General features: G+C 67.7%; 19 protein-coding genes, 1 tRNA gene and 1 pseudogene. 4 read left to right on the top strand and 17 right to left on the bottom strand.

Features of this window, described 5'->3' with window-relative positions:
* Positions 1-7: 7 nt before the first annotated feature.
* The 13 genes and pseudogenes from BLS81_RS07090 to BLS81_RS07030 all read right to left on the bottom strand — a co-directional run bounded on the left by BLS81_RS07090 (position 8) and on the right by BLS81_RS07030 (position 14,181).
* Positions 8-1,891: an HAD-IIIC family phosphatase gene (locus tag BLS81_RS07090; RefSeq protein WP_093222610.1), complete on the bottom strand. Its 1,884-nt coding sequence runs from the start codon at positions 1,889-1,891 to the stop codon at positions 8-10.
* Between the two features lie 21 nt (positions 1,892-1,912).
* Complete coding sequence (locus BLS81_RS07085; protein WP_256326109.1) at positions 1,913-2,155, bottom strand: acyl carrier protein; 243 nt, start codon at positions 2,153-2,155, stop codon at positions 1,913-1,915.
* 75 nt (positions 2,156-2,230) lie between these two features.
* A complete protein-coding gene (locus BLS81_RS07080) occupies positions 2,231-2,989 on the bottom strand; it encodes a metallophosphoesterase (protein WP_093222608.1) in 759 nt (252 codons plus the stop codon).
* Positions 2,990-3,035: 46 nt separating this feature from the next.
* Complete coding sequence (locus tag BLS81_RS07075) at positions 3,036-4,454, bottom strand: exopolysaccharide biosynthesis polyprenyl glycosylphosphotransferase (protein WP_093222605.1); 1,419 nt, start codon at positions 4,452-4,454, stop codon at positions 3,036-3,038.
* 550 nt (positions 4,455-5,004) lie between these two features.
* Positions 5,005-6,309: a UDP-N-acetyl-D-mannosamine dehydrogenase gene (gene wecC, locus BLS81_RS07070; RefSeq protein ID WP_093222603.1), complete on the bottom strand. Its 1,305-nt coding sequence runs from the start codon at positions 6,307-6,309 to the stop codon at positions 5,005-5,007.
* Positions 6,293-7,432, bottom strand: a complete 1,140-nt coding sequence (wecB, locus tag BLS81_RS07065) for a non-hydrolyzing UDP-N-acetylglucosamine 2-epimerase (RefSeq protein ID WP_093222600.1) — start codon at positions 7,430-7,432, stop codon at positions 6,293-6,295. The genes wecC and wecB overlap by 17 nt, the downstream gene beginning before the upstream one ends.
* Positions 7,433-7,784: 352 nt before the next feature.
* A complete protein-coding gene (locus tag BLS81_RS07060) occupies positions 7,785-8,546 on the bottom strand; it encodes a HesA/MoeB/ThiF family protein (protein ID WP_093222596.1) in 762 nt (253 codons plus the stop codon).
* Complete coding sequence (locus BLS81_RS07055) at positions 8,543-8,923, bottom strand: hypothetical protein (protein ID WP_093222593.1); 381 nt, start codon at positions 8,921-8,923, stop codon at positions 8,543-8,545. Before BLS81_RS07055 ends, BLS81_RS07060 begins: the two co-directional genes overlap by 4 nt.
* Positions 8,923-9,372 carry a dUTP diphosphatase gene (gene dut, locus BLS81_RS07050; RefSeq protein ID WP_093222591.1) on the bottom strand — a complete coding sequence of 150 codons (450 nt, stop codon included), beginning with the start codon at positions 9,370-9,372 and terminating at the stop codon, positions 8,923-8,925. Before dut ends, BLS81_RS07055 begins: the two co-directional genes overlap by 1 nt.
* A gap of 46 nt (positions 9,373-9,418) precedes the next feature.
* A pseudogene (locus BLS81_RS07045) lies at positions 9,419-10,691 on the bottom strand (bifunctional phosphopantothenoylcysteine decarboxylase/phosphopantothenate synthase).
* Positions 10,688-11,788, bottom strand: a complete 1,101-nt coding sequence (locus BLS81_RS07040) for a hypothetical protein (RefSeq protein WP_093222588.1) — start codon at positions 11,786-11,788, stop codon at positions 10,688-10,690. Before BLS81_RS07040 ends, BLS81_RS07045 begins: the two are co-directional and overlap by 4 nt.
* Before the next feature lie 4 nt (positions 11,789-11,792).
* Positions 11,793-13,334 carry a 2-polyprenylphenol 6-hydroxylase gene (gene ubiB, locus BLS81_RS07035; RefSeq protein WP_093222585.1) on the bottom strand — a complete coding sequence of 514 codons (1,542 nt, stop codon included), beginning with the start codon at positions 13,332-13,334 and terminating at the stop codon, positions 11,793-11,795.
* A 115-nt stretch (positions 13,335-13,449) separates the two neighbouring features.
* Complete coding sequence (locus BLS81_RS07030) at positions 13,450-14,181, bottom strand: class I SAM-dependent methyltransferase (protein ID WP_093222583.1); 732 nt, start codon at positions 14,179-14,181, stop codon at positions 13,450-13,452.
* Positions 14,182-14,282: 101 nt separating this feature from the next.
* On the opposite strand from BLS81_RS07030, the gene mutM reads away from it, so the two are divergent.
* From mutM to dnaA, 3 genes are all read left to right on the top strand, one after another.
* Positions 14,283-15,095 (top strand): bifunctional DNA-formamidopyrimidine glycosylase/DNA-(apurinic or apyrimidinic site) lyase, encoded by an 813-nt coding sequence (gene mutM, locus BLS81_RS07025; RefSeq protein WP_093222966.1) that lies wholly within the window; start codon positions 14,283-14,285, stop codon positions 15,093-15,095.
* Between the two features lie 96 nt (positions 15,096-15,191).
* Positions 15,192-15,455: a 30S ribosomal protein S20 gene (rpsT, locus tag BLS81_RS07020; RefSeq protein ID WP_093222580.1), complete on the top strand. Its 264-nt coding sequence runs from the start codon at positions 15,192-15,194 to the stop codon at positions 15,453-15,455.
* 459 nt (positions 15,456-15,914) lie between these two features.
* Positions 15,915-17,324 (top strand): chromosomal replication initiator protein DnaA, encoded by a 1,410-nt coding sequence (dnaA, locus tag BLS81_RS07015; protein WP_093222964.1) that lies wholly within the window; start codon positions 15,915-15,917, stop codon positions 17,322-17,324.
* A 67-nt stretch (positions 17,325-17,391) separates the two neighbouring features.
* On the opposite strand, the gene rlmB is transcribed toward dnaA, so the two are convergent.
* Positions 17,392-18,144, bottom strand: coding sequence for a 23S rRNA (guanosine(2251)-2'-O)-methyltransferase RlmB (gene rlmB, locus BLS81_RS07010; RefSeq protein WP_093222577.1), 753 nt, complete (start codon positions 18,142-18,144; stop codon positions 17,392-17,394).
* A gap of 234 nt (positions 18,145-18,378) precedes the next feature.
* Here rlmB and BLS81_RS07005 point away from each other — a divergent pair.
* A tRNA-Tyr gene (locus tag BLS81_RS07005) sits at positions 18,379-18,464 on the top strand.
* Positions 18,465-18,683: 219 nt separating this feature from the next.
* Here BLS81_RS07005 and BLS81_RS07000 read toward each other — a convergent pair.
* The 3 genes from BLS81_RS07000 to BLS81_RS06990 form a co-directional block, all read right to left on the bottom strand.
* Positions 18,684-19,322, bottom strand: coding sequence for an outer membrane protein (locus BLS81_RS07000; RefSeq protein WP_093222575.1), 639 nt, complete (start codon positions 19,320-19,322; stop codon positions 18,684-18,686).
* A gap of 121 nt (positions 19,323-19,443) precedes the next feature.
* Positions 19,444-20,553, bottom strand: a complete 1,110-nt coding sequence (locus tag BLS81_RS06995) for an alpha-hydroxy acid oxidase (protein WP_256326108.1) — start codon at positions 20,551-20,553, stop codon at positions 19,444-19,446.
* Positions 20,550-21,230 carry a Fe2+-dependent dioxygenase gene (locus BLS81_RS06990; protein ID WP_093222569.1) on the bottom strand — a complete coding sequence of 227 codons (681 nt, stop codon included), beginning with the start codon at positions 21,228-21,230 and terminating at the stop codon, positions 20,550-20,552. The genes BLS81_RS06995 and BLS81_RS06990 overlap by 4 nt, the downstream gene beginning before the upstream one ends.
* Positions 21,231-21,244: the final 14 nt, after the last annotated feature.

Below are 21,244 nucleotides of genomic sequence, written 5' to 3'. Positions count from 1 at the left end.
TCGCCGCTTACTCCAGTTTCATCGGCAACGCTGGCGCGACGTAGGTCGCCAGATCGAGCGCCCATTCGGTGCCGCCATCCGCACATTCCGCCGTCTTGACGAAGCCGAGCTTGGCGAAATGATCGCGCACCATCGCGTTCTTGGCGGTCGGGATATACTCGCCGACGAGCCGCGCCGCGCCGGCCGCGCGCGCCGCCGTGGCGACATGCGCGAGCACGGCTTCCTCGACCCGGCGGCCGAGGACGCGGCAGCTCATCAGCCAGGTCTCGCAGCGCCACTCCTCCGCGCCACGCGCGAAGATCAGCACCGAGATCATGCCGTTGTCGCCGAAACGGTCGGCGAGGCGCACCTGCATCGTGAAGCGCGCGGGATCGGCGGCGATCGCGGCGATATCGGCCTCGGTGTAGCGGCGCGTCGTCAGGTTGAACTGGTTCGATTTGTTGGCGAGCTGCGCGATGCGGGCGCGGCCGGCGTCGTCGAACGGCGCGATCGTGCAGACCATCTCCAGCGACGCGTGATAGTCGGCGAGGTTGCTGATGTTGGTCAGCGCCGCCGCGCGCTCGGCATTGGCGCTGTACATCGCGGCGCGGCCGCGATCCTCGTCGCCGAACGAAATGGCTTCGAAATAGCCCGCCTGCCCGAGAATGCGGACGAAGTCGGCGGGATTGGCGCCGACCTCGGGCACCGCCACCTCGGGCAGTTCCTGGCGGACCTGCGCGCGCTCGGCGGGATTGTCGTCGAGAAAGACGAGCGCATCGGTGCCGATGTTGAGCGTCGCGGCGATCGTGCGCAGGTTCGTCGCCTTGTCAGTCCAGTTGGCGAGGAACACCGCGATATGCTCCTCGCGCAGCAGCATCTCGCTATGTCCGGTGAAGGGCAGGCGTGCCGCCGCATCCTCGTTCTTCGAACAGACCGCCAGCACGATGCCGCGCGCGCGAAGATCGAGCGCGAACGCCTGCACCGCCAGATGCGCCTCGCCGGTGCCGGAACCCTGGCCGAGCAGGATGCCGTCGACCCCGTCGTCGCCGATGATGCCGCCCCACAAGGTATTGTCGAGATCGAGCACCAGACATTTGCGCGACAGCCCGCGGAACGCCGCGAGCAGCCCGCCGAGCTTGTCGGCGTAGAGCGGCAGCGCCTCGACCGCGAAAGGCAGTTTGGCGTCGTGCCACAGCCGCGCGTCATGCCATTGCGCCAAGCCGACCGTGCTGGCGAGAAACGCGACGTCGAGCACCAGATCGCCGCTTCCGGTGACGTCCCGCAACAGCCGCGCGTTGAACTCGGCGACCAGCCACCGCACCGTGCCGGCGAGCTGGCCGTCGAAACTGCCGAACAGACTTTCGACCGGGGGGACGAGCGTCTGCACGATCACCGGCGCGCCGGCATGATCGCGTCCGCCGGCGCGTAATGCGGCGACATAGTCCAGCGCGCGGGTCACGGTCGCTTCGGCTTCGCTCGCATCGAGGCAAGGGCGAGCGAGGCCGAGCGCCTGGGCGTCGAGCGCGAGCAGGATGACATCTGGCGCGGCCTGGACGAGGCTCGATCTGGGATCGAGCAGCGCCTGCGCCGCTTGCCCGTAATCGGCGAGATCGACGCTCAGCAGCAGCCCGTGGCGCAAGGCGGCGGCGGGAAGCGCGTAGGCGATCGTCTTGGCCGTGTGCGACGCGACGATGCCGAGCTTGAGCGGCCTCAGCCCCGCGTCTGCCAAATCGGCGGCACGCGCGGAAACGACGCGGCCAGCCTGTTCGAGCTGGGTCGCGTCCAGCGCGAACTGCACGAGCGCCCGCAAACCAGCCGCATCGACGCCGTCCGCGGTGCGGATCGCCTTGAGGCGGGCGCGGAAATCGGCCGGGGGCGGCAGCAGCCAGGGGAGGGCGAACGGATCGCTCACGGTCGCGCGCTCAGCCGGATCTTACGCGATATGCGCGGCGATGCTGTCGACAAGATCGCCGACCTTGGAGAAGCCTTCGATTTCGGCGCTGGAGAAGCGGAAGCCGAAACGCTTCTCGACCGCGACGATGAAGCGGATGTGGCTGAGGCTGTCCCACTCGTCGATCACCTCGGCGGAGAGATCGTCGGAATATTCGAGGTCATCGAGATCGAACACGTCGCACATGATCTCGGTAACGATGCCGGTGATCTCTTCGCGGTTCATGCTGTCTTCCCTTACGAATGCGGCGCCGATCTGGCGCATATCGCCCGGCAAGGCAATCGCGCAAACGCGGTTCGCTCAGCCGACGCTGAGGAACCAGCGCTGCATGCTCTCCAGCCCGATCGCGGTGAGCTTGCCGCCATAGGCCGCGCCGGTATCGATGCCGATGCGGTTGGGCTGGACATCGACCTCGCCCATCGGCGTGTGGCCGTGGATGATGAATTTGCCGAAATCGCCGCGATGATCGAGGAATGGCTGGCGTATCCAGCGCAGATCGGTGGGCTGCTGCGCGTCGAGCGGAATGCCGGGACGGACGCCGGCATGGACGCAGAGATAGCCGCCGATCTCGACCCGGTCGTCGAGGCCGGAGAGAAACGCGACGTGCTCGGCGGGGACACGCGCGCGCATCACGTCGATCAGTTCGGCATCGCTGCCCGAGGCATAGATCTCGTCGACGATGCCGTAGCTGGCGAGCGTCGCATCGCCGCCGATCCGCAGGAACATGCCGAGCGCATCGGCATCGCCGTCGAGCGCGAGCAGAAACACTTCCTCATGGTTGCCGATGATGCAGGACACGCGATCGTCCGACAGGACGAGGCCGCGCACGCGCTCCACCACGTCGCGCGAACCAGGGCCGCGATCGATCAGGTCGCCGAGGAAAACCAGCCGCAACCTTGCGGGGGCGCGGCGGGCGTGATCGGCGAAGACATCGTCGAGCAACGCGTCCAGGAGATCGGCGCGGCCATGCACGTCGCCGATCGCATAGGCGCGCACGCCCGGCGGGATCATCGGCGGTGGTGGCGGCGGCACGCGCTTCTGGAACGGTAAGCGGAACATGATCAGCCTTCGATACGCCCATCAGCGGCGGCGCGCCACCACGCGATCAGAAGGCGTTCCGGTGCAGCAATACGCGGAACGTCATCGCGATGATGAGCAGGTCGCGCCAGATCGACCAGGTATCGAGATATTCGAGATCGGCCTGGAGCCGGTTGCGCAGATCCGATTCATAGACGGTCGCACCGCGATAGCCGCGCACCTGCGCCAGTCCGGTCAGACCGGGCTTGGCGGCGTGGCGATGCCAATAGCGGGTATCGACCTCCCAGAACAATTTGTCGGCGGCGCGTGAACCGAGCGCGTGCGGGCGCGGGCCGACGATGCTCATGTCGCCTTTGAGCACGTTAATAAGTTGAGGAAGTTCGTCCATACTGGTGCGGCGGATGAACTTGCCGACCCGCGTGATCCGGTCGTCGTCGCGCGAGGCCGAGCGATGGCCGGCGGCATCCGATTCGAGTACGCGCATGCTGCGGAACTTGAGCATCTGGAACATCTGGTTGCCGCGCCCGATGCGGGTCTGTTTGAAGAAGACCGGGCCGGCGCTGTCGAGCTTTACGAGCACCGCGATGACCGCGAGGATCGGCAGCAGCGCGAGCAGCGCGCCGAGCGCGAGCGTGAAATCGAAGGCGCGCTTCATGAACCGGTCGAACAGGCCGAGCGGGCCGTTGGCGATCACGATCGTGGGCTCGCTACCGTGATTGCCCATGCCGAGCGGCGCCAGATCCCGCAATTCGGGCGCGACGATCTCGCTCTGGATGTTGGCGCCCTTCAGCGCGTGCGCCCAGGCGGTGCGGCGCTCGGGACTGCACGCAACCACGACGCGATCGGCGCTTTCGAGCGACTTGGCGAGCCGGTCGTACATCACCGGATCGTGCTGTTCGGGATCGAAAAACGCTTCCGGCGAAATCACCACCGAGAAATTGCCCGGCGGAACGCTCTGCCCCCCTTCGCAGATCAGGATCACGCTGAACGGGTTGCCGCCGATGATCGCCGGCATGTGCTTCACGAACCCATAACGCGCCGCGATCAGCGACCCGAGCGAGAAGATCGCCCCGATCGTCACCAGCATGCGCGGGAAGCCTTCGGACGCGCGCACGAAGAAGGCCACGAAGATCACCGCGCTGATCGCGATGACGAGCGCCTGCGCGCCCTTGGCGACGGAGCGGATCGGATCCTGAAGGTTGGTCGAGGCATAAGCGTGCGCGTTGAGCGCGATCACCAGATACATCGGGAGCAGCACGGCGAGCAGGACCAGCCAGTTCTTGTCGCTGCCGAACCGCGCCTGGAGCAGCGCGGCGACCACGAACGAGATCGTGATGCACGAAAGATCGAGCACGACGAGCCCGGTAAAGGCGCGGCTGCGCAGCGCGGAGGCGCGGGGGCGCCACGAAGGTTTGCCGACCGAGGTCATCGAATCACGAGACCCAGGCTCTTGCGCCCAGTCGGATCGTCCGAATTCCAGGTTCATGATGGTTTCCCGCGCAGTGATTCAACCGTTGCGTACCCATAAAAGTAGAGGAATTCATCTTGGTTATAAAGCGTATTTTTGCAGTGCAGCATAAAATGACGGCACCGTGACCTTACTACCGCACCGCTGTGACGCAAGGACCGGAAGGATGATCTGAAAAGACCGCGAAGAAATAGGCGGACCTCGGCGCTGTACGCTCGCGATATCCGCATTCACCGCGCCGGGACGAACGCCCGATCGCAGCGAGCAATGTGCGGGGTAGGACCGCATCGAAGCACGATCGCCCGCTCCCCGCAGCCACCGTGCTGATCGACGTGATGGCGCGCGCAAGGCGTGATAGCCGACGCGGTCCGTTGCGTTCCCCAACGCACTTTCCATCGCGCTCCCCTTCTTGCAGCAACGGCCAGCATCGGTCCCTGGTCGCAAGCGATCGGAAACGTGCGCGCAATGGCACATTGCGGCACGATCACGCAATGACGATCATCCACGGCGAACGCGATATGTTTCTGTTGAATTTCCGCCGCCTCGGTCCGGCGACGGGTCAGGGCGGTCAGCCGGCGAGGCGGAGCGGTTCCGTCTCCCCCCACGCCCTTGGCGCGGGTTGGTCCGGCCAGATGCCGCGCGTGTCATAGACCTGCTTGTCGATACGTTCGTCGAGCGGGACCGATTTGAACATGTCATGATCGACCAGCACGATCATGATACCGCACCGCTCGATCGCGGAGTCGATATCGATCAGGCCTGCGCCGGTGCCCGCGAAGGCGTCGGGCAGCGTGTTGGTATAGGGTTCGACCACCGCGATGCGGTTTCCGAAGCGGCGCGCCAGCTCGGTCGCGACCTTGAGGGCGGGACTTTCGCGGAAGTCGTCGATGTTCGCCTTGAACGCGAGGCCCAGGCACGCGACCGGCACGCCCGGCTGCGCCGCGATCAGCGCGGCGGCGCGCGCCACGACATAGTCGATCTTGGCGTCGTTGACTTCGCGCGCGGTGCGGATCAGCGGCGAATTGGCGGGATCGGCATGGACGAGGAACCAGGGATCGACCGCGATGCAATGCCCGCCGACGCCGGGGCCGGGCGACAGGATGTTGACGCGCGGGTGGCGGTTCGCGAGGCGGATCACCTCCCATACGTCCACGTCCATCGTGTCGGCGAGCCGGCTCAGCTCGTTGGCGAAGGCGATGTTGACGTCGCGGAACGCGTTCTCGGTGAGTTTGGTCATTTCGGCGGCGCGGCTCGTCGTCGTCACGCACGCGCCGCGCACGAAGCGGCGGTAGAAAGTGAGCGCCTTTCGCGCGCAGCGGGGCGTGATGCCGCCGATCACGCGGTCGTTGTCGATCAGCTCGACGAGGATGCGGCCGGGCAGCACGCGCTCCGGGCAATATGCGATCGCGATGTCGGCGGCCTCGCCGGTCTTGCCCGGCACCTTGAGATCGGGGCGGACCTTCGCGAGCAGATCGCGCACCTTCTCAGTGGTGCCGACCGGTGAGGTCGATTCGAGGATCACCACGTCACCGGCTTTCAGCACCGTCGCGATCGTGGTGGCGGCGCGCAGGACGTAGCCGATGTTGGGGGCATGATCGTCCGCGAAGGGAGTCGGCACCGCGATGACGAACACGTCGGCTGGCTCGACCTCGGTGGCGGCGCGCAGCGTGCCGCGCGCGACCACGCCCGAGACCAGGCCGTCGAGATCGACTTCCTCGATATGGACCTTGCCCGAATTGACCGTTTCGACGACGTGTTCGCTGACGTCGATGCCGAGCACCTTGGCGCCGGTGCGCGCGATCACCGCGGCGGTGGGCAGCCCGATATAGCCGAGGCCGACGACGACGACCTTGAGTTCAGCGTTCGAAACCATCAGCGACGATCCTTGCAATCCGCTCGGATGCATGACCGTCGCCGAACGGGTTGTGGGCGCGGGCCATGACCGAATAGGCGTGCTTGTCGTCGAGGAGGGTTGATATTTCGGAAACGATGCGGTCGGAATCCGTGCCGATCAGCTTGGCCGTGCCCGCGATCACGCCTTCCGGGCGCTCGGTCGTCTCGCGCATGACGAGAACGGGCTTGGCGAGCGCGGGAGCCTCCTCCTGCACGCCGCCCGAATCGGTCAGCGCGATCTCGCACATGCCCAGCGCTCGGATGAAATGCGGATAATCGAGCGGAGCGATTCGGGCGACGTTGGCGCGCTCGCCGAGCACCGCGTCCATCACCGAGACGACGTTGGGGTTGGGGTGGACCGGGAACAGCACCGCCGTGTCGGGCCGGTCGGCGATGCGGCCGATCGCGCGCGCGATGTTCTCCATACCGCCGCCGAAATTCTCGCGCCGATGCGTGGTGACGAGGATCAGCCGCTTGCCCTGGAAACGCTCGGCGATCTCGTCGAGCCCGGCGGCGAGCGCCGGATCGGCATCGAGCTTCGCGCGGGTGGCGTGGAGCGCGTCGATCACGGTGTTGCCGGTGACGTGGATCGTCGCGGGCGCGATATTCTCGCGGCGCAGCGCCTCGGCGGCGGTGTGGGTCGGCGCGAAATGCTGGTCCGCGATCGGTGCGACGATGCGGCGGTTTACTTCCTCGGGCCACGGTTGGTATATATCCCCCGAGCGTAGGCCCGCCTCGACATGGCTGACGGGCACTTTCCTGTAATATGCGGCGAGCCCGCCGACCATCGCGGTCGCGGTATCGCCCTGCACGATGACACGATCGGGCTTTTCGGCGTCCATAACGCCGCCCAGTCCGGTCAACAGGCGCGCGGTGAGCCGGTCGAGCGACTGGCCCGGCTCCATCAGGTCGAGGTCGATGTCCGGCGTGAGGCCGGCGATCGCGAGAACCTGGTCGAGCAAGCCGCGATGCTGGGCGGTGACGCAGGTTCGCACGGCGAGGCCGGGCACCCGTTTCAGCGCCGCCACGACGGGGAAGAGCTTGATCGCCTCCGGGCGCGTGCCGAAGATGAGGAGGACGGTGCGCGGGGCTGAGGTTGTCATGTCGGAGCCTTTGCCGTCGGAGCGTTAAAGTCCGACTAACCGGATCATCGTGACGAAGAATTCATGACCAAGGCAAGGCGGCCGGGAGTATGCGGCCGCCATTCGTTTTTGAAATCGCCACCGGAGCTTGGGTCGCACGGCCCGGGGCGTTACTGACGGAGCTTAATTGAATGGATATCGTGCAGCGGATTTCCTGCATCTTCGGAAGACATCACCGCAGTCGTCACTCGGTCTGGCATGACGGCACCGCGTTCCGCAGCGTTTGCAAGGGGTGTCGTGTGCCGATGGTACGGGATTTCCATGGCTGGCACGTACTGGGCGAGGAGGAGCGGCCGGCGACGAAGCCGGGCTCCTAATCCGCCGCGCCGCCGCACTCGGGGCAGCCGGGGTCTTTGGGCAGGCCGATCGTGCGGAAGCGAAAGGCGAGCGCATCGACCAGCAGCAGCTTGCCCGCGCTGTCCTCTCCAAAACCGGTGATCGCGCGCAGGACTTCGAGCGCGGCGAGGGTGCCCATCACCCCCGCCATCGCGCCGAGCACCCCGGCCTCGGCGCAGCTCGTCTCGGGGCGGTCGGGATCGTCGCCGACGAAGCAGCGGTAGCAGGGCTTGCCCGGCTCCCAGCCACGGAACACCGCGAGTTGCCCTTCGAATTGCGCGACCGCCGCCGAGACGAGCGGTACGCGCGCCGTCAGCGCCGCATCGGCCACCGCCAGCCGCACGGTGAAACTGTCCGTCCCGTCGAGCACGACGTCCGCACCCGCGATCAGATCGGCGGCATTGCCGGCATCGAGCCGCGCGGAGCGCCGCGTTACGCGCACCGCCGGGTTGAGCCGCATGACCGCCGCCGCCGCCGCCGCGACCTTGGGGGTGCCGACATCGTCGCCGCCGAAGATCGTCTGCCGCTGGAGGTTGGAAAGATCGACGCGATCGTCGTCGATCAGGATCAGCTCGCCGACTCCGGCGGCCGCGAGATACTGGATGGCGGGCGATCCTATCCCGCCCGCGCCGACCACCGCCACGCGCGCGGCGCGCAGCTTCATCTGCCCGGCGCCACCGACTTCGCGCAGGACGATGTGCCGGGCGTAGCGTTCGAGTTCAGCGTCGCTCAGCGTCATCCATGCCAATCATAGACCAGGGTGGCGCGATACCACATCGTCACCGTGCCCGCGTTGAGATTGGCGCGCGCGAAGCTGCTGACAAGCCCCGCGCTATATTGTTCGACCGTCGGGCAATCGATCGCGCGCGGCACCGCGCGGCGCAGCGTGCCGTCCTGGTCGATGAGCGTCGCGACATCGACCTTGATGACATAATGGCCATCGGCCGGCTTCGGCACCGCGCAGCGCCCGGCGGCGATCTCGCCGGCGACGAACTTCACGAGCGGCGCGGTGAGCGTCGGCGCATCGACATAGGGGATCGGCGCGAGCGTCGACCAGTCGGTCGGCAGCGGCGGCAGGTCACCGGTCGCCTGAAGCAACAAGGCGAGCCCGAGCATCACCGCCCGGTCGATCCGAACCCGCCGACGCCGCGCACGGTCTCGTCGAGATCATCGACCTCGTCGAGCACCGCGCGCTGGACGGGCGCGGGCACGAGCTGCGCGATCCGGTCGCCGCGCGCGATCTCGAACGGTTCCTGACCGAGATTGGCGAGGATCACCTTCACCTCGCCGCGATAATCGCTGTCGATCGTGCCGGGCGTGTTGAGGCAGGTGACGCCATGTTTGAGCGCGAGGCCCGAGCGGGGCCGGACCTGAACCTCGAACCCATGCGGAATCGCGGTCGCGAAGCCGGTCGCCACCGCCGCGCGCGCGCCGGGCGCGAGCGTCAGCGCCTCGGCGGCGACCACGTCCATGCCGGCGGCGCCATCGGTCGCATAGGCGGGCAGGGGCAGGCCCTTGCCGTGATCGAGGCGCTTGATGCTGATGGTGATCGGCGGGGGAGTCATGGCGCGCATCTTAGCGGTTTTGACGCATTTGTCTAAGGGCGCGCGCTCATCCGCGCCCGGCGAGCGTCGCCAGGATCCGCTCGGCGAGCGCCTTCGCGACCTCGTCCTTGGGCATGCGCGCCCAGCTTTCGACACCGGATCCGGTGACGATATGGACCGCATTGTCCGCGCCGCCCATCACGTCGCCCGATACGTCGTTGGCGACGATCCAGTCGACCGCCTTGCGCGCGCGCTTGGCGGTGGCGTGTTCGATGACGCGCTCGGTCTCGGCGGCGAAGCCGATCAGCAGGCGCGGGCGACGGGGGCTGCGGGCAAGTCCGGCGAGGATGTCGGGGTTTTCGACGAGGTGAAGCACGGGCGTGCCCGCGCCTTTCTTGATCTTTTGCGGCATGCTCTCGACCCGCCAGTCGGCGACGGCGGCGACCAGCACGGCGGCGTCGGCCGGAAGTGCCGCCTCGACCGCGTCGGCCATCTCGCGCGCGGTCTCGACATCGATGCGATCTACGCCTGGCGGTGTGGCGAGCGTCACCGGCCCGGCGACGAGGGTCACGCGCGCACCGAGCGCCGCCAACGCCCCGGCGATCGCGAAGCCCTGTTTGCCCGAGGAGCGGTTGGCGATGTAGCGCACCGGATCGATCGGCTCGTGGGTTGGGCCGGCGGTGACGAGGATGTATGGCGTTTTCGTCACCTTCACCCTTCCGTCGCTTCGCTCCTCCTTCCCTCTCCCAATGGGAGAGGGAAGGGGCCCGCCCGGCGCAGCCGGGCGGGAAGGGTGAGGGTGACTATCACGCGCCGAGCGCCGTCCGTATCGCCGCCAGGATCGCCTCCGGTTCCGGCAAGCGCCCCGCGCCGAACTCGCCGCAGGCCATCGGGCCTTCGTCGGGCTCGAGCACGGTCACACCGTCGCCGCGCAGCGTCGCGACGTTGCGGCGGGTCGCGGGATGGTGCCACATCCGCACGTTCATCGCCGGCGCGGCCAGCACGGGCTTGTCGGTCGCGAGGAGCACGGTCGTCGCGAGGTCGTCCGCCATGCCGGCGGCCATTTTCGCCATCAGATCGGCCGTGGCCGGCGCGACCACGATCAGGTCGGCCTCGCGGCTGAGCTGGATATGCCCCATCTCGGCCTCGTCCTTGAGATCCCAGAGCGAGGTAAACACTTGGTTCTCGCTCAGCGCCGCCAGCGTCATCGGGGTGACGAATTGCTGCGCGGCGGCGGTGGGCACGCAGCGCACCGAAATGCCGGCCTTGCGGCACAGCCGGATCAGCTCGCACGCCTTATAGGCGGCGATCCCGCCGCCGATGACGAGCAAAATCTTCACCGCACCACCCGCGTTACCGTGATTCGCCGCCGTTCGGCAGCGGCGCGGACCAGGTCGCGCACGCCATCGGGCGCGAAGGCGAGGCCGACGAGGAGCGTGGGCGCGATCATCAACCCCCAATAGAAGGTGTCGGCGCGCCCGAACAGCGCGATCAGCACGGCATAAGCGGCCAAGGTCACCGTCACGCGCAGGCCGAGATCGCTCTCCCAGGCCGCCCAACCCGCCAGCGCGAGCGCAACTAACGGCGCCGCCACCGCCAACGGAAACAGCGTGAGCACGGTCGAAACCGCGATCGCCTCGGCGAAGAAGCCGAAGCCGAGCATCCCGGCCCAGCCTGGCGACGCGGGATCGGTCGCATGCACGACTTGCGAGACGGCGTGCGCGTGCAGCGCGATCACCACCGCAAACACGCCGAGTGTGGCGCACCAGACCAGCCCCTCACGCCGTTGGCCCTGCACCAGCGCGAGCACCGCCATGATCGCGACGTAGAGCGCCGCCGTCTCGCGGATCAGCATCGCCATCATCCCGAACGCCACCGCCTCGACCCAATGACCGGGACGGCGCAGCGCGAGCGACAGCGCGATCAGCAGGCCGGCCCAAACCTCATGGAACGCGGCCAGGTCGCTCTGAACGAAGCCGAGCATTCCGCCGGCGAGCAGCAGCAGCGCGACCGCCAGCGGGAGGCGCCGCGTGAAGGCGTTTCGCAGCCGGAAGAACCACGCGACGAAGACGCCGAGCGCCAGCGCGTCGAGCAACGCCACGAGCGCGCCGTCCGGCAGCGCCGCCTCGATCACCGCCAATGTCGGCAGGCGGAAGGTGACGAACGGTTTGAGCGGGAAATCGCCCGCACGCAGCGATCGCGCGGCGACGCCGTAATAATCGCCGCCGGCGCGCACGCCCTCGATGATCGTCTGATAGAGGTTGAGATCGGTTCGCGCGGCATCGGCGGGCGCGTCCGTCGCAGGCACGGGCAGCGCGAACAGGCTCGCCACGATGAGCAGCGCGAGGCCGATCAGCACCAGCCGCGCCTGCGTCCGGCTCAGCCGTGCGAAGCGGCTGGGCGCGGCGAGCCAGAGCGGGGCGACCGCGCGCGGCACCGCGTCAGTGCAGCGCCAGCCAGGCGGCGGCGAAGCTGGCGCTTGCGCTCACCACCGCGACCAGAACATAGCGCATCGCGATGTGCCGCCCCGACCCGAGCACCGCGATCGGCCGCATCGGCGGTTCCGGCGGCGCGCCGCCGGGGCTGGGGAATTGGCGCTCGATATTGCGCACGAGCTCGGGGATGCGCGCCAGCGTGCGCAGATCGGTGATGAGCCGGTCCGCGACGGCGGCCTCCGGCCCGAGCTCGGTGCGGATCCATTCGCGCACGAAGGGGGCGGCCGTATCCCACAGGTTGATGTCGGGATCGAGGCTGGTCGCGACGCCTTCGACCATCACCATCGTCTTTTGCAGCAACAGCAGATGGGGTTGTGTGCGCATGTCGAAATCGCGGGTGATGTTGAACAGGCTGTCGAGCATCATCCCGATCGACATGTCCTTGACCGCGAGGCCACGCATCGGCTCGCCGACCGCGCGCAGCGCGGTCGCGAATTCGGCGACATTGTGGTGCGGCGGCACGTAGCCCGCCTCGAAATGGATTTCGGCGACGCGTTTGTAGTTGCCGGTGATCAGCCCGTAGAGGATCTCGGCGAGCCAGACGCGCGCGCGCCGGTCGATCCGGCCCATGATGCCGAAGTCGATCGCGGCGATCCGGTCCCCCGGCAGCGCGAACAGATTGCCCTGATGCATGTCGGCATGGAAGAAGCCTTCCGCGATCGCCTGGCGGAGAAAGGCGTGGACGAGCGTGTTGGCGAGCTTGGGCAGATCATACCCCGCCTCGACCAGCGCGGCGCGGTTGGACAGCTTGATGCCGTCGATCCATTCGAGCGTCAGCACCTTGCCCGTGGTGCGCTGCCAGTCGATCTTGGGGACGACGAAATCGGGTTCCGCCGTCATCGCATCGGCGAGTTCGGAGGCGGAGGCGGCTTCGCGGCGGAAATCGAGCTCGCGCGCGGTCCAGCGCTTGAACGTGGCGATGACGAGACGCGGGCGCAGCCGGGCGAGCTCGCCGCCCATCGCCTCGATCTGTGCGGCGGCCCATTCATAAGTGTCGATCGCCTGGGCGAAATCCTCCTCGACGCCCGGACGCAGCACTTTCACGGCGACCCGGCGCCCGTCGGTGGTGACGGCGCGGTGGACCTGCGCGATCGAGGCGGCGCCGACGGGCACCGGATCGATCGAGGCGAACAGCGTCGCCGGATCGCGCTGGAAAGCCTTCGCCATCGCGGCGTGGATGGTCTCATAGGGGAGGGGCGGCAGCGCATCCTGCAAGCGCAGCAGATCGTGCGCGGCGGCATCTCCGACGATATCGGGCCGGGTCGCGAGCGTCTGCCCGAGCTTGACCGCGGCCGGGCCGATCGCGTGGAAGGCGTCGGCATAGCGCGGCGTGGCGGGCACGCGCGCGCCGAACCGTGCGATCCGCACCAGCCGGCGGATCGGGGTGGGCGTGTTGGGATCGCGCTCGATCCCCTGGAGCGCGCCGTGCCGCGCGAGGATGCGGCCCCATTTGAGCAGTCGCCAGAGGTGGACGGTGGGGGTGGTCACAGCTCCCCTCCCGCTTGCGGGAGGGGTTGGGGGAGGGCGTGTGTCAGGCGACGCGTCCTCGACAGGCCCTCCCCCGACCCCTCCCGCAAGCGGGAGGGGAGAGTCTTTGCCGACATCAAATCTTCCAGCCGCTGTGAATCGCCACCAGCCCGCCGAGCATCGGCTCGACCTTCGTGTTCACGAATCCCGCTTCGCCGATCATCGCCTCGAACGTTGGCATGTCGGGGAAGCGGCGGATCGATTCGATCAGATAGCGATAGCTGTCGGCGTCACCCGCGAGCAGCTTGCCGAGCTGCGGCACCATACGGTGCGAATAGGCATCATAGACCTCGGCGAAACCGGGCCACACCGTGGTCGAGAATTCGAGACAGAAAAAACGTCCGCCCCGCCGCAACACGCGGTGCGCCTCGCGCAGCGCCTTGGGGATGTCGGTCACGTTGCGGATGCCGAAGGCGATCGTATAGGCGTCGAAGAACCGGTCGGGGAATTGCAGCGTCTCGGCGTTGGCTTCGGTCCAGACGAGGCCGTCGATGCCGCGCTTGGCGGCGCGCTCCATGCCGACCGCGAGCATGTCCGGGTTGATGTCGGCGACGGTGATCGACGCGCCCGACGTCTCCAGCCGGAACGCGATGTCGCCGGTGCCGCCGGCCATGTCGAGGATCTGCTCGCCCGCGCGCGGTTTGACGCGGCGCACGAACCGATCTTTCCAGATCCGGTGCATGCCGCCCGACATGGCATCGTTCATCAGGTCGTATTTCGCCGCGACGTTCGAGAAGACGCCGCCGACGCGTGCGGTCTTCTCGGCTGCGGGAATGTCTTCATAGCCAAAGGATACGGTATCGGTCATCGGGCCGCTCTAGCGGGCGCTTGTGGCGCGGGCAAACGCAACCTAGCTCTTTGGTTCAACCCACATCCGTTCGTCGGGACGAACGGCGGAATCGGATGGCGATGCCTGAACTCCCCGAAGTCGAAACCACCGTGCGCGGTCTCACGCCCGTGCTGGAGGGCGCGCGCCTGACCTTGGTCGAGACGCGTCGCCCCGATCTGCGCCGGCCGTTCCCCGCGGATCTGCGCCAGCGGCTGACCGGTGCGCGCGTGACCGCGCTCGGCCGGCGCGCCAAATACGGGCTGATCGGCACCGATCGCGGTGACACGATGATCTTCCACCTCGGCATGTCGGGGAGGTGGCGAGTCGATCCGGGCGAGCTCTTGCCGCACGACCACCTGATCCTCGAAACCGATACGGGCCGGCGGTTGGCGCTCAACGACGCGCGCCGGTTCGGCTCGGTCGATCTGGTGCCGACCGAGTCGCTTGACGTCTATCCGGCTTTCACCGCTACGGGGCCGGAGCCGCTCGGTGACGATCTTACCCCCGCCTATCTGGCGCGGATGCTCGAAGGGCGAATCGCGCCGATCAAAGCGATGCTGCTCGATCAGCGCATCGTCGCGGGGCTCGGCAACATCTATGTGTGCGAAGCGCTGTTCCTCGCTGGCATCAGCCCCAGGCGCGCCGCCGGACAGGTGTCTCGCGCGAAGCTCACCCGGTTGGTCGCGGCGATTCGCGAGGTGCTGCTCGCCGCGATCGCGGCGGGAGGCTCGACGTTGCGCGATTACGCCCGGCCCGATGGCGAACTCGGCTATTTTTCCAAGCAGTTCGCTGTCTATCGGCGTGAGGGTGAGGCGTGTGGCTGTGGCGGGACGGTTTCGCGCTATGCCGATGGTGGGCGATCGACCTTCTGGTGTCCGCGCTGCCAACGCTAAAAGGTTGACCTGCACGGGCCGACTGGCTAAGGGGCCTGCCTTCCAGCGCGGGGAGCGATCCCGGCGCGTCACCCGATTTCAGACTCAGAGGGCTTCATGGCCAATACGCCACAGGCGAAAAAGCGAATCCGGCGCAACGCGAACCGCGCCATTGTGAACGGCAATCGGGTCGGTCGCATCCGTACCTTCGTGAAGCGTGCGGAAGCCGCGCTCGCATCGGGCGACAAGACCGCCGCGACCGAGGCGATGGCGCAGGTGCAGCCCGAGCTGGCACGTGGCGTCGCCAAGGGCGTGATGCACAAGAACACCGCCTCCCGGAAATTCTCGCGGCTGACCAAGCGCCTCGCCGCGCTCGCCTGACGCTTTTCCCTCTACCGGAATGCTGATGCCCGCTTGGGGTTTCCCAAGCGGGCTTTTGCTGCGTCCGCGATAGATGCGGTGCGAATTTCCGCGCTGCACCGATAGGCGCGCGCAAATGTCGGGCCAAGTAACAAACATAGGATTCCCCGCGATTCGCGATGTGTGTTGAACCGAGGGCATCCAGAAAACATATGTATTTCAGCAGCTTATAAGATTTTTGACGGGAATCCTTGGCCCGAGACGAGTCAACCGGATTATTTCAAATATCTGACGGCTGCGGCTCTTGATCGACTCGTCGCGATCTTCATAATCGACCTCCGAAGCGCAGACGGTCGTCCGCGCTATTCAATTGATTGATCGTCACCAACAGCGGGACCGTGATTCCGGCTGGGGGAGGGTGTGTCTGAATTTGCGGCCGCGACATGCGCGCGGCCGGCGGAAAGGTGTTGCGTGAGCGGGATCGGGGCCAGGGGAGCGTTACGTTCGGACGTTCGGGACGGACGCGGCGAGATCGCCAAGGCTTGGAGCGTGGTGCGCGCACATCTGCGCGAGTCCGCCGGAGTGCGGCTGTTCGACCAGTGGCTGAAGCCGATCGAGCTGATCGAGGACGATGGCGTGGAAGCGGTGCGGCTGGCGCTGCCCTCCGCGTTCATGAGCAACTGGGTCAGCAACCATTATGCCGACCGGCTGCTCCAGGAATTCCGCGCGCTGGTGCCGAGCGTGCGCACCGTGTCGATCGAGACCCGGTCCACGACGCCGCAGCCCGCGACGCTCCGGGCCGAATCGGCGGAGATCGCCGTGTTGCGCCCGGTGCCGGCCGCGCCGGCGCCTGCCGCCACCGCCGAGCGTCCGCCGCTCGACGCACGCTTCACCTTCGACCGGTTCGTCGTCGACGCCTCGAACCGCGTCGCGTTCAACGCCGCGCGTGCGCTCGCCGAGCCGGGCGTGCCGCGCTTCAGCCCGTTGTTCCTCCACAGCGGCACCGGGCAGGGCAAGACGCACCTGATGCACGCGATCGGCGCCGCTTATCTCGACGCGGTGCCCGGCGCGCATGTGATCCTGATGTCGGCCGAGCGGTTCATGTTCGAGTTCGTGCAGGCGCTGCGCGCGCGGGACACGCACAGCTTCAAGGCGCGGCTGCGCTCGGCCGACGTGCTGCTGATCGACGACCTCCAGTTCATCGCCGGCAAGGATTCGACGCAGGAGGAGTTCTTCCACACGATCAACGAGGTGATGGGCGCGGGCAAGCGGCTCGTCATCAGCGCCGATCGCTGCCCGCAGGATCTCGATGGAGTCGAGGCGCGGATCACCTCGCGGCTGTCGTGCGGCCTCGTCGCCGACATCAAGGCGCCCGATCTCACGCTGCGCCGCGCGGTGCTCGCGCGCAAGCTCGCCGATCTGCCGAACGTGACGGTGCCGCAGGAGGTGCTCGATCTGCTCGCGACGCGGATCACCGCGAGCATCCGCGATCTGGAGGGGGCGCTCAACCGCGTCGTCGCCTATTCGCAACTGACCGGCGACGCGATCGATCTCGAATTCGCGGTGGCGACGTTGGGCGAGGTGCTGCGCGGCGCCGAGCGGCGCGTGACGATCGACGAGATTCAGAAGGTGGTGTCGGCCCATTTCGATCTCAAGCCGCTGGAACTGGTCTCCGCGCGCCGCGCGGTGGTGATCGCGCGCCCACGCCAGATCGCGATGTATCTCGCCAAGCGGCTGACCACGCGGTCGCTGCCCGAGATCGGGCGCAAGTTCGGCGGCCGTGACCATTCGACCGTGATCCACGCGGTGCGCCGCATCGAGGAACTGCGCGACAAGGATCGCGATGTGGACACCGCCGTCAGGACGCTGCTGCACACGCTGGAGGGGTGAGGGGGCGGGCTGGTGCCGCTCCCATCGGAGGCCACGCCAGCCGTTCGCCCGGCACGAACGGTCGTTGTTAAGCCATAGCCCGGGTCGTGGCCGCGTAAAGCGCGATCGCGGCGGCGTTGGAGACGTTGAGGCTCTCCATCCGCGGCGAGATCGGCAGCCGGCCCAGTTCGTCGCAATGCGCGGCGGTGTTCTGCCGCATGCCTTCACCTTCGGCGCCGAGCACCAGCGCGACGCGCTGCTGCCCCATCGCCTGCTCGAGCGTCTGCGGCGCCTCGCCGGTCAATCCGACCCGCCAGAAGCCGGCTTCCGCGATTTCTTCCAATGCACGCGCGAGGTTCACCACCCGCACCCACGGCACGATTTCGAGCGCGCCCGAGGCGGCGCGGGCGATCGTGCCCGATTCGGGCGGCGCGTGACGATCGGGCGTGATGATCCCGAGCGCATCGAACGCGGCGGCCGAACGCAGGATCGCGCCGACATTGTGCGGGTCGGTCACCTGATCGAGCACCAGCAGCGGACGGCGATCGTCGGCGCCCTGTTCGAGCAGATCGCCGAGCCAGATATCCTCGAGCGGATCGACTTCCGCGACCAGCCCCTGATGCGGCGCGTCGGACGGCACCAGCCGCGCCAGATCGGCGACATCGGCATAGGTGATCGGGACCACGGGCGGGATGTCGAGGCTCGCGAGCGCTTCGCGCGTCGCCCAGATCTTGCGGACGACGCGGTCCGGGTTGGCGAGCGCGGCGATCACCGCGTGGCGGCCCCAGAAGCGCGGCCGGCCGGCGGGCGCCTGCGACGGGCGGTGTCCGCGCCGCGCCATCAGTTCGGCACTCGGCGGGTCACGGCCGCGCGGGGAACGGGGGGGAGATCGACACGGGTCATCATGAAGGGCGTCCGGTAAGCGGGGGATCGACATCCGCCGCGATGAATCTTGCCGTTCGGTATGCGCCGCGCTGCTCGCATGCAAGTCTCGCCCGCGATTTGCCGCTGTTGGGCGTTGACAGCGGGCTTCGAGGTCGGCATTGGCACGCCTCGCTTTTTGGCGGCCCAATCTGGACAGGTGGCCGAGTGGTTAAAGGCAGCAGACTGTAAATCTGCCCGTGCAAGCGTACGCTGGTTCGAATCCAGCCCTGTCCACCACCCCTTCATCTCGGGGTTTCGATACCGGCTCGAGAAGCCTGCCCTACTGGCGCTCTCTTACCGTCTTTCACTTGTAATATCGTTGTTCCGCCGCGCGCTTCCGTATGTCCGGCAGGCGTGTGCGCCGCCACGCGCGGGCGCGGCCCTCCCAGAGCCGAGACGCAAAAAAGGGCGGCCCTCGCGAGCCGCCCTTTTCCGAGCTTCCGAAAGAAGCGTCGCTTACTTGAAGTGGAAGCCGATGGTGCCCATCACGCGCTGACGCGAGGTGTGGTCGTTATACTGCGAATAAACGTACTGCGCGCCGACGAAGAGCGGCATCCGCATCACGTCGCGGCCGACCGAATATTCCACGCCGCCGCCGACCTGATAGCCGTCGGTGCTGAAGCGATCATACACGATGTTCTGGCCGGTCGGTGCGTCGATGCGCTTGCGCTGCTGGTTGTTCACATAGCCGCCCTTGCCATAGACGAGGAAGTTCGGGGTGACGAGGTAGCCCGCGCGCACGGCCGCGCCATATTCCTCGAACGACTTCTGGCAGATCTGGCTGTTGCCGCCGCCGCGCGAGCAATTCTCGCTCCAGTCATTGGCGCGCCAGTACGATGCTTCCGGGCCGACGACGATCCGGTCTGCGATCACGCCGTCGAAGCCGACGGTCGCGCCGTAACCGAACTTGTCACGGTGGCGGCCCTGCGACTGGAAGCGGTCACCGCCGATATCGCCTTCGATGCGGATGCCCCGGAACGTGGGGTTGCTGTCGGCGACGCTGGTGTCCGTCACGGTCGTGTCCTGCGCGGACGCGGCGTTCGCACCAAACGCGACGAGGCCGAAGGCGACGGCGGAGAGGAGGGCTTTACGCATACTAAGTTCCTTTGGTGTTTTGTATTCAGCGGGTGCCTAACCATCATCCGGCGCGGACGATCCGCCCCCGGTGCGGAAAGTCGCAAGCTGTTGCTGCGGCGCAACAGATATGACGGAACCGTTATGAAGACCGGGGGAGCAGGCAGGCGGGGCCAATGCGGTCCAGCGTCGGGCAGCCGAGCTGCGCCATCGCCAGTTCCAACTCCGCGCGCAGAATATGGGCGACGTGCGCCGCGCCCGCCATGCCCGCGACGGCGAGGCCGTGCAGTTGCGGCCGGCCGACCAGCACCGCCGTCGCCCCGAGCGCGAGCGCCTTGACGATATCGGGCCCGGTGCGGACGCCGCCGTCGACCAGCAGCGGCACCGCGCCGGCGGCCGCGAGCATCGCCGGCAGTACGTCGAGCGCCGACGGCGCACCGTCGAGCGTGCGCCCGCCGTGGTTCGAAACGATGATCGCATCGGCGCCATGCGATACCGCGATCCGCGCGTCGTCGGCGGCGAGCAGACCCTTGAGGATCACCGGCAGCCGTGTTTGCGCGCGCAGCCACGCGACATCGGCCCACGTCGGCGCGCCATCGGCGAGCGGCGTGCCGAACAGGATGCGCGAACCGGGCACGCTGGTCTGACGCCGATCGGCGCCGGCCCGCAGGTTGGCCGCGGTGACGCCGGGCGGCAGCGCGAAGCCCGAGGTCTTCACCGACGCATCGACCGTGAGCACGATCGCCTCATATCCGGCAGCCTGCGCACGCGCGACCAACTCGGCGGAGACCGCGCGATCCTCCTGAAGATAAAGCTGGAACCAGAGCGGCGGCAGCGCGACGCCGAGCGCGCGCGCCGCGTCGCGCGCGGCCGCGGCGATCGCCTCGAGCGGCACGCTCGACAAGGTGCTGGCGACCATGCCGACACCCATGGCGACGCTCGCGCGCACGCAGGCGAGTTCGCCCTCGGGATGGACGAGACGGTGATAGGCGACCGGCGCGAACAGGATCGGCGCCTGATGCTCAAGCCCGAACAGCGTCAGCCGCGTATGCCCGCCGCGCAGATCGGTCAGCATGCGCGGCAGCAGGGCGAGGCGCTCGAACGCGGCGCGGTTGCGCGCCAGCGTCTGGGCGCTGCCCGCCTGGATGTGCGCCCAGGTCGCGGCGGGCACGTGGTGCTCGGCGCGGCGCTCGTAATCGGCGAGCGTCTGGAGATCGGGCGGGATCGCCGTCAGCGGCGGCAGCGGACTCACGTCTCCGACCATTGCCGCATCAAATTGTGATAGACCCCGGTCAGCGTGTCGAGCGACGCATGATCGGGATGATCGCTACCGAGCACCTGGATCGCGGTGTCGAGATCGAACAGCAGTCGGCGCCGCTCGTCTGCGCGGACCAGGCTCTGCGTCCAGAAGAACGCGGCATAGCGTGTGCCGCGCGTCACAGGGGTGACGTGGTGGAGGCTGGTGCCGGGATAGACGATCATGTCCCCGGCGGCGAGCTTGACGCGGCGCTCGCCGAACGTGTCGGATATGACGAGTTCGCCGCCGTCATAGTCCTGCGGATCGCTGAAGAAGAGCGTGCTCGACACGTCGCTGCGGACCCGCTCGGCCGAGCCGGGCAGCGGGAAGATCGCGCTATCGACATGCGCGCCATAGTCGCCCCCGCCTTCGTACCGGTTGAAGCGCGGCGGCAGTACGCGCAGCGGCAGCGTGGCGGCGATGAACAGCGGCGTGGTCCCGAGCCGATCGAGGATGCGCGCGCCGAGCTGGCGACTGATGGCATGGTCTAGCGGCAGTTGCAGGTTGCGCTTGACCAGCGCAGCGCGGTGGCCGGCGGTGGCCCGGCCGTCGTGCCAATCGGCGGCTTCGAGCAGCCCGCGTGCCTCACGAACCTCGTCGGGCGAGAACAGGGCGGGGATGTGGACCAGCATGCCCCCTGCATAGC

Origin of the sequence: Sphingomonas sp. NFR15 (genome assembly GCF_900103265.1) — a bacterium.
GTDB lineage: Bacteria > Pseudomonadota > Alphaproteobacteria > Sphingomonadales > Sphingomonadaceae > Sphingomonas > Sphingomonas pollutisoli.
Note: the sequence above shows the minus strand (reverse complement) of the source record. Positions and strands in the feature narration are given on the sequence as shown.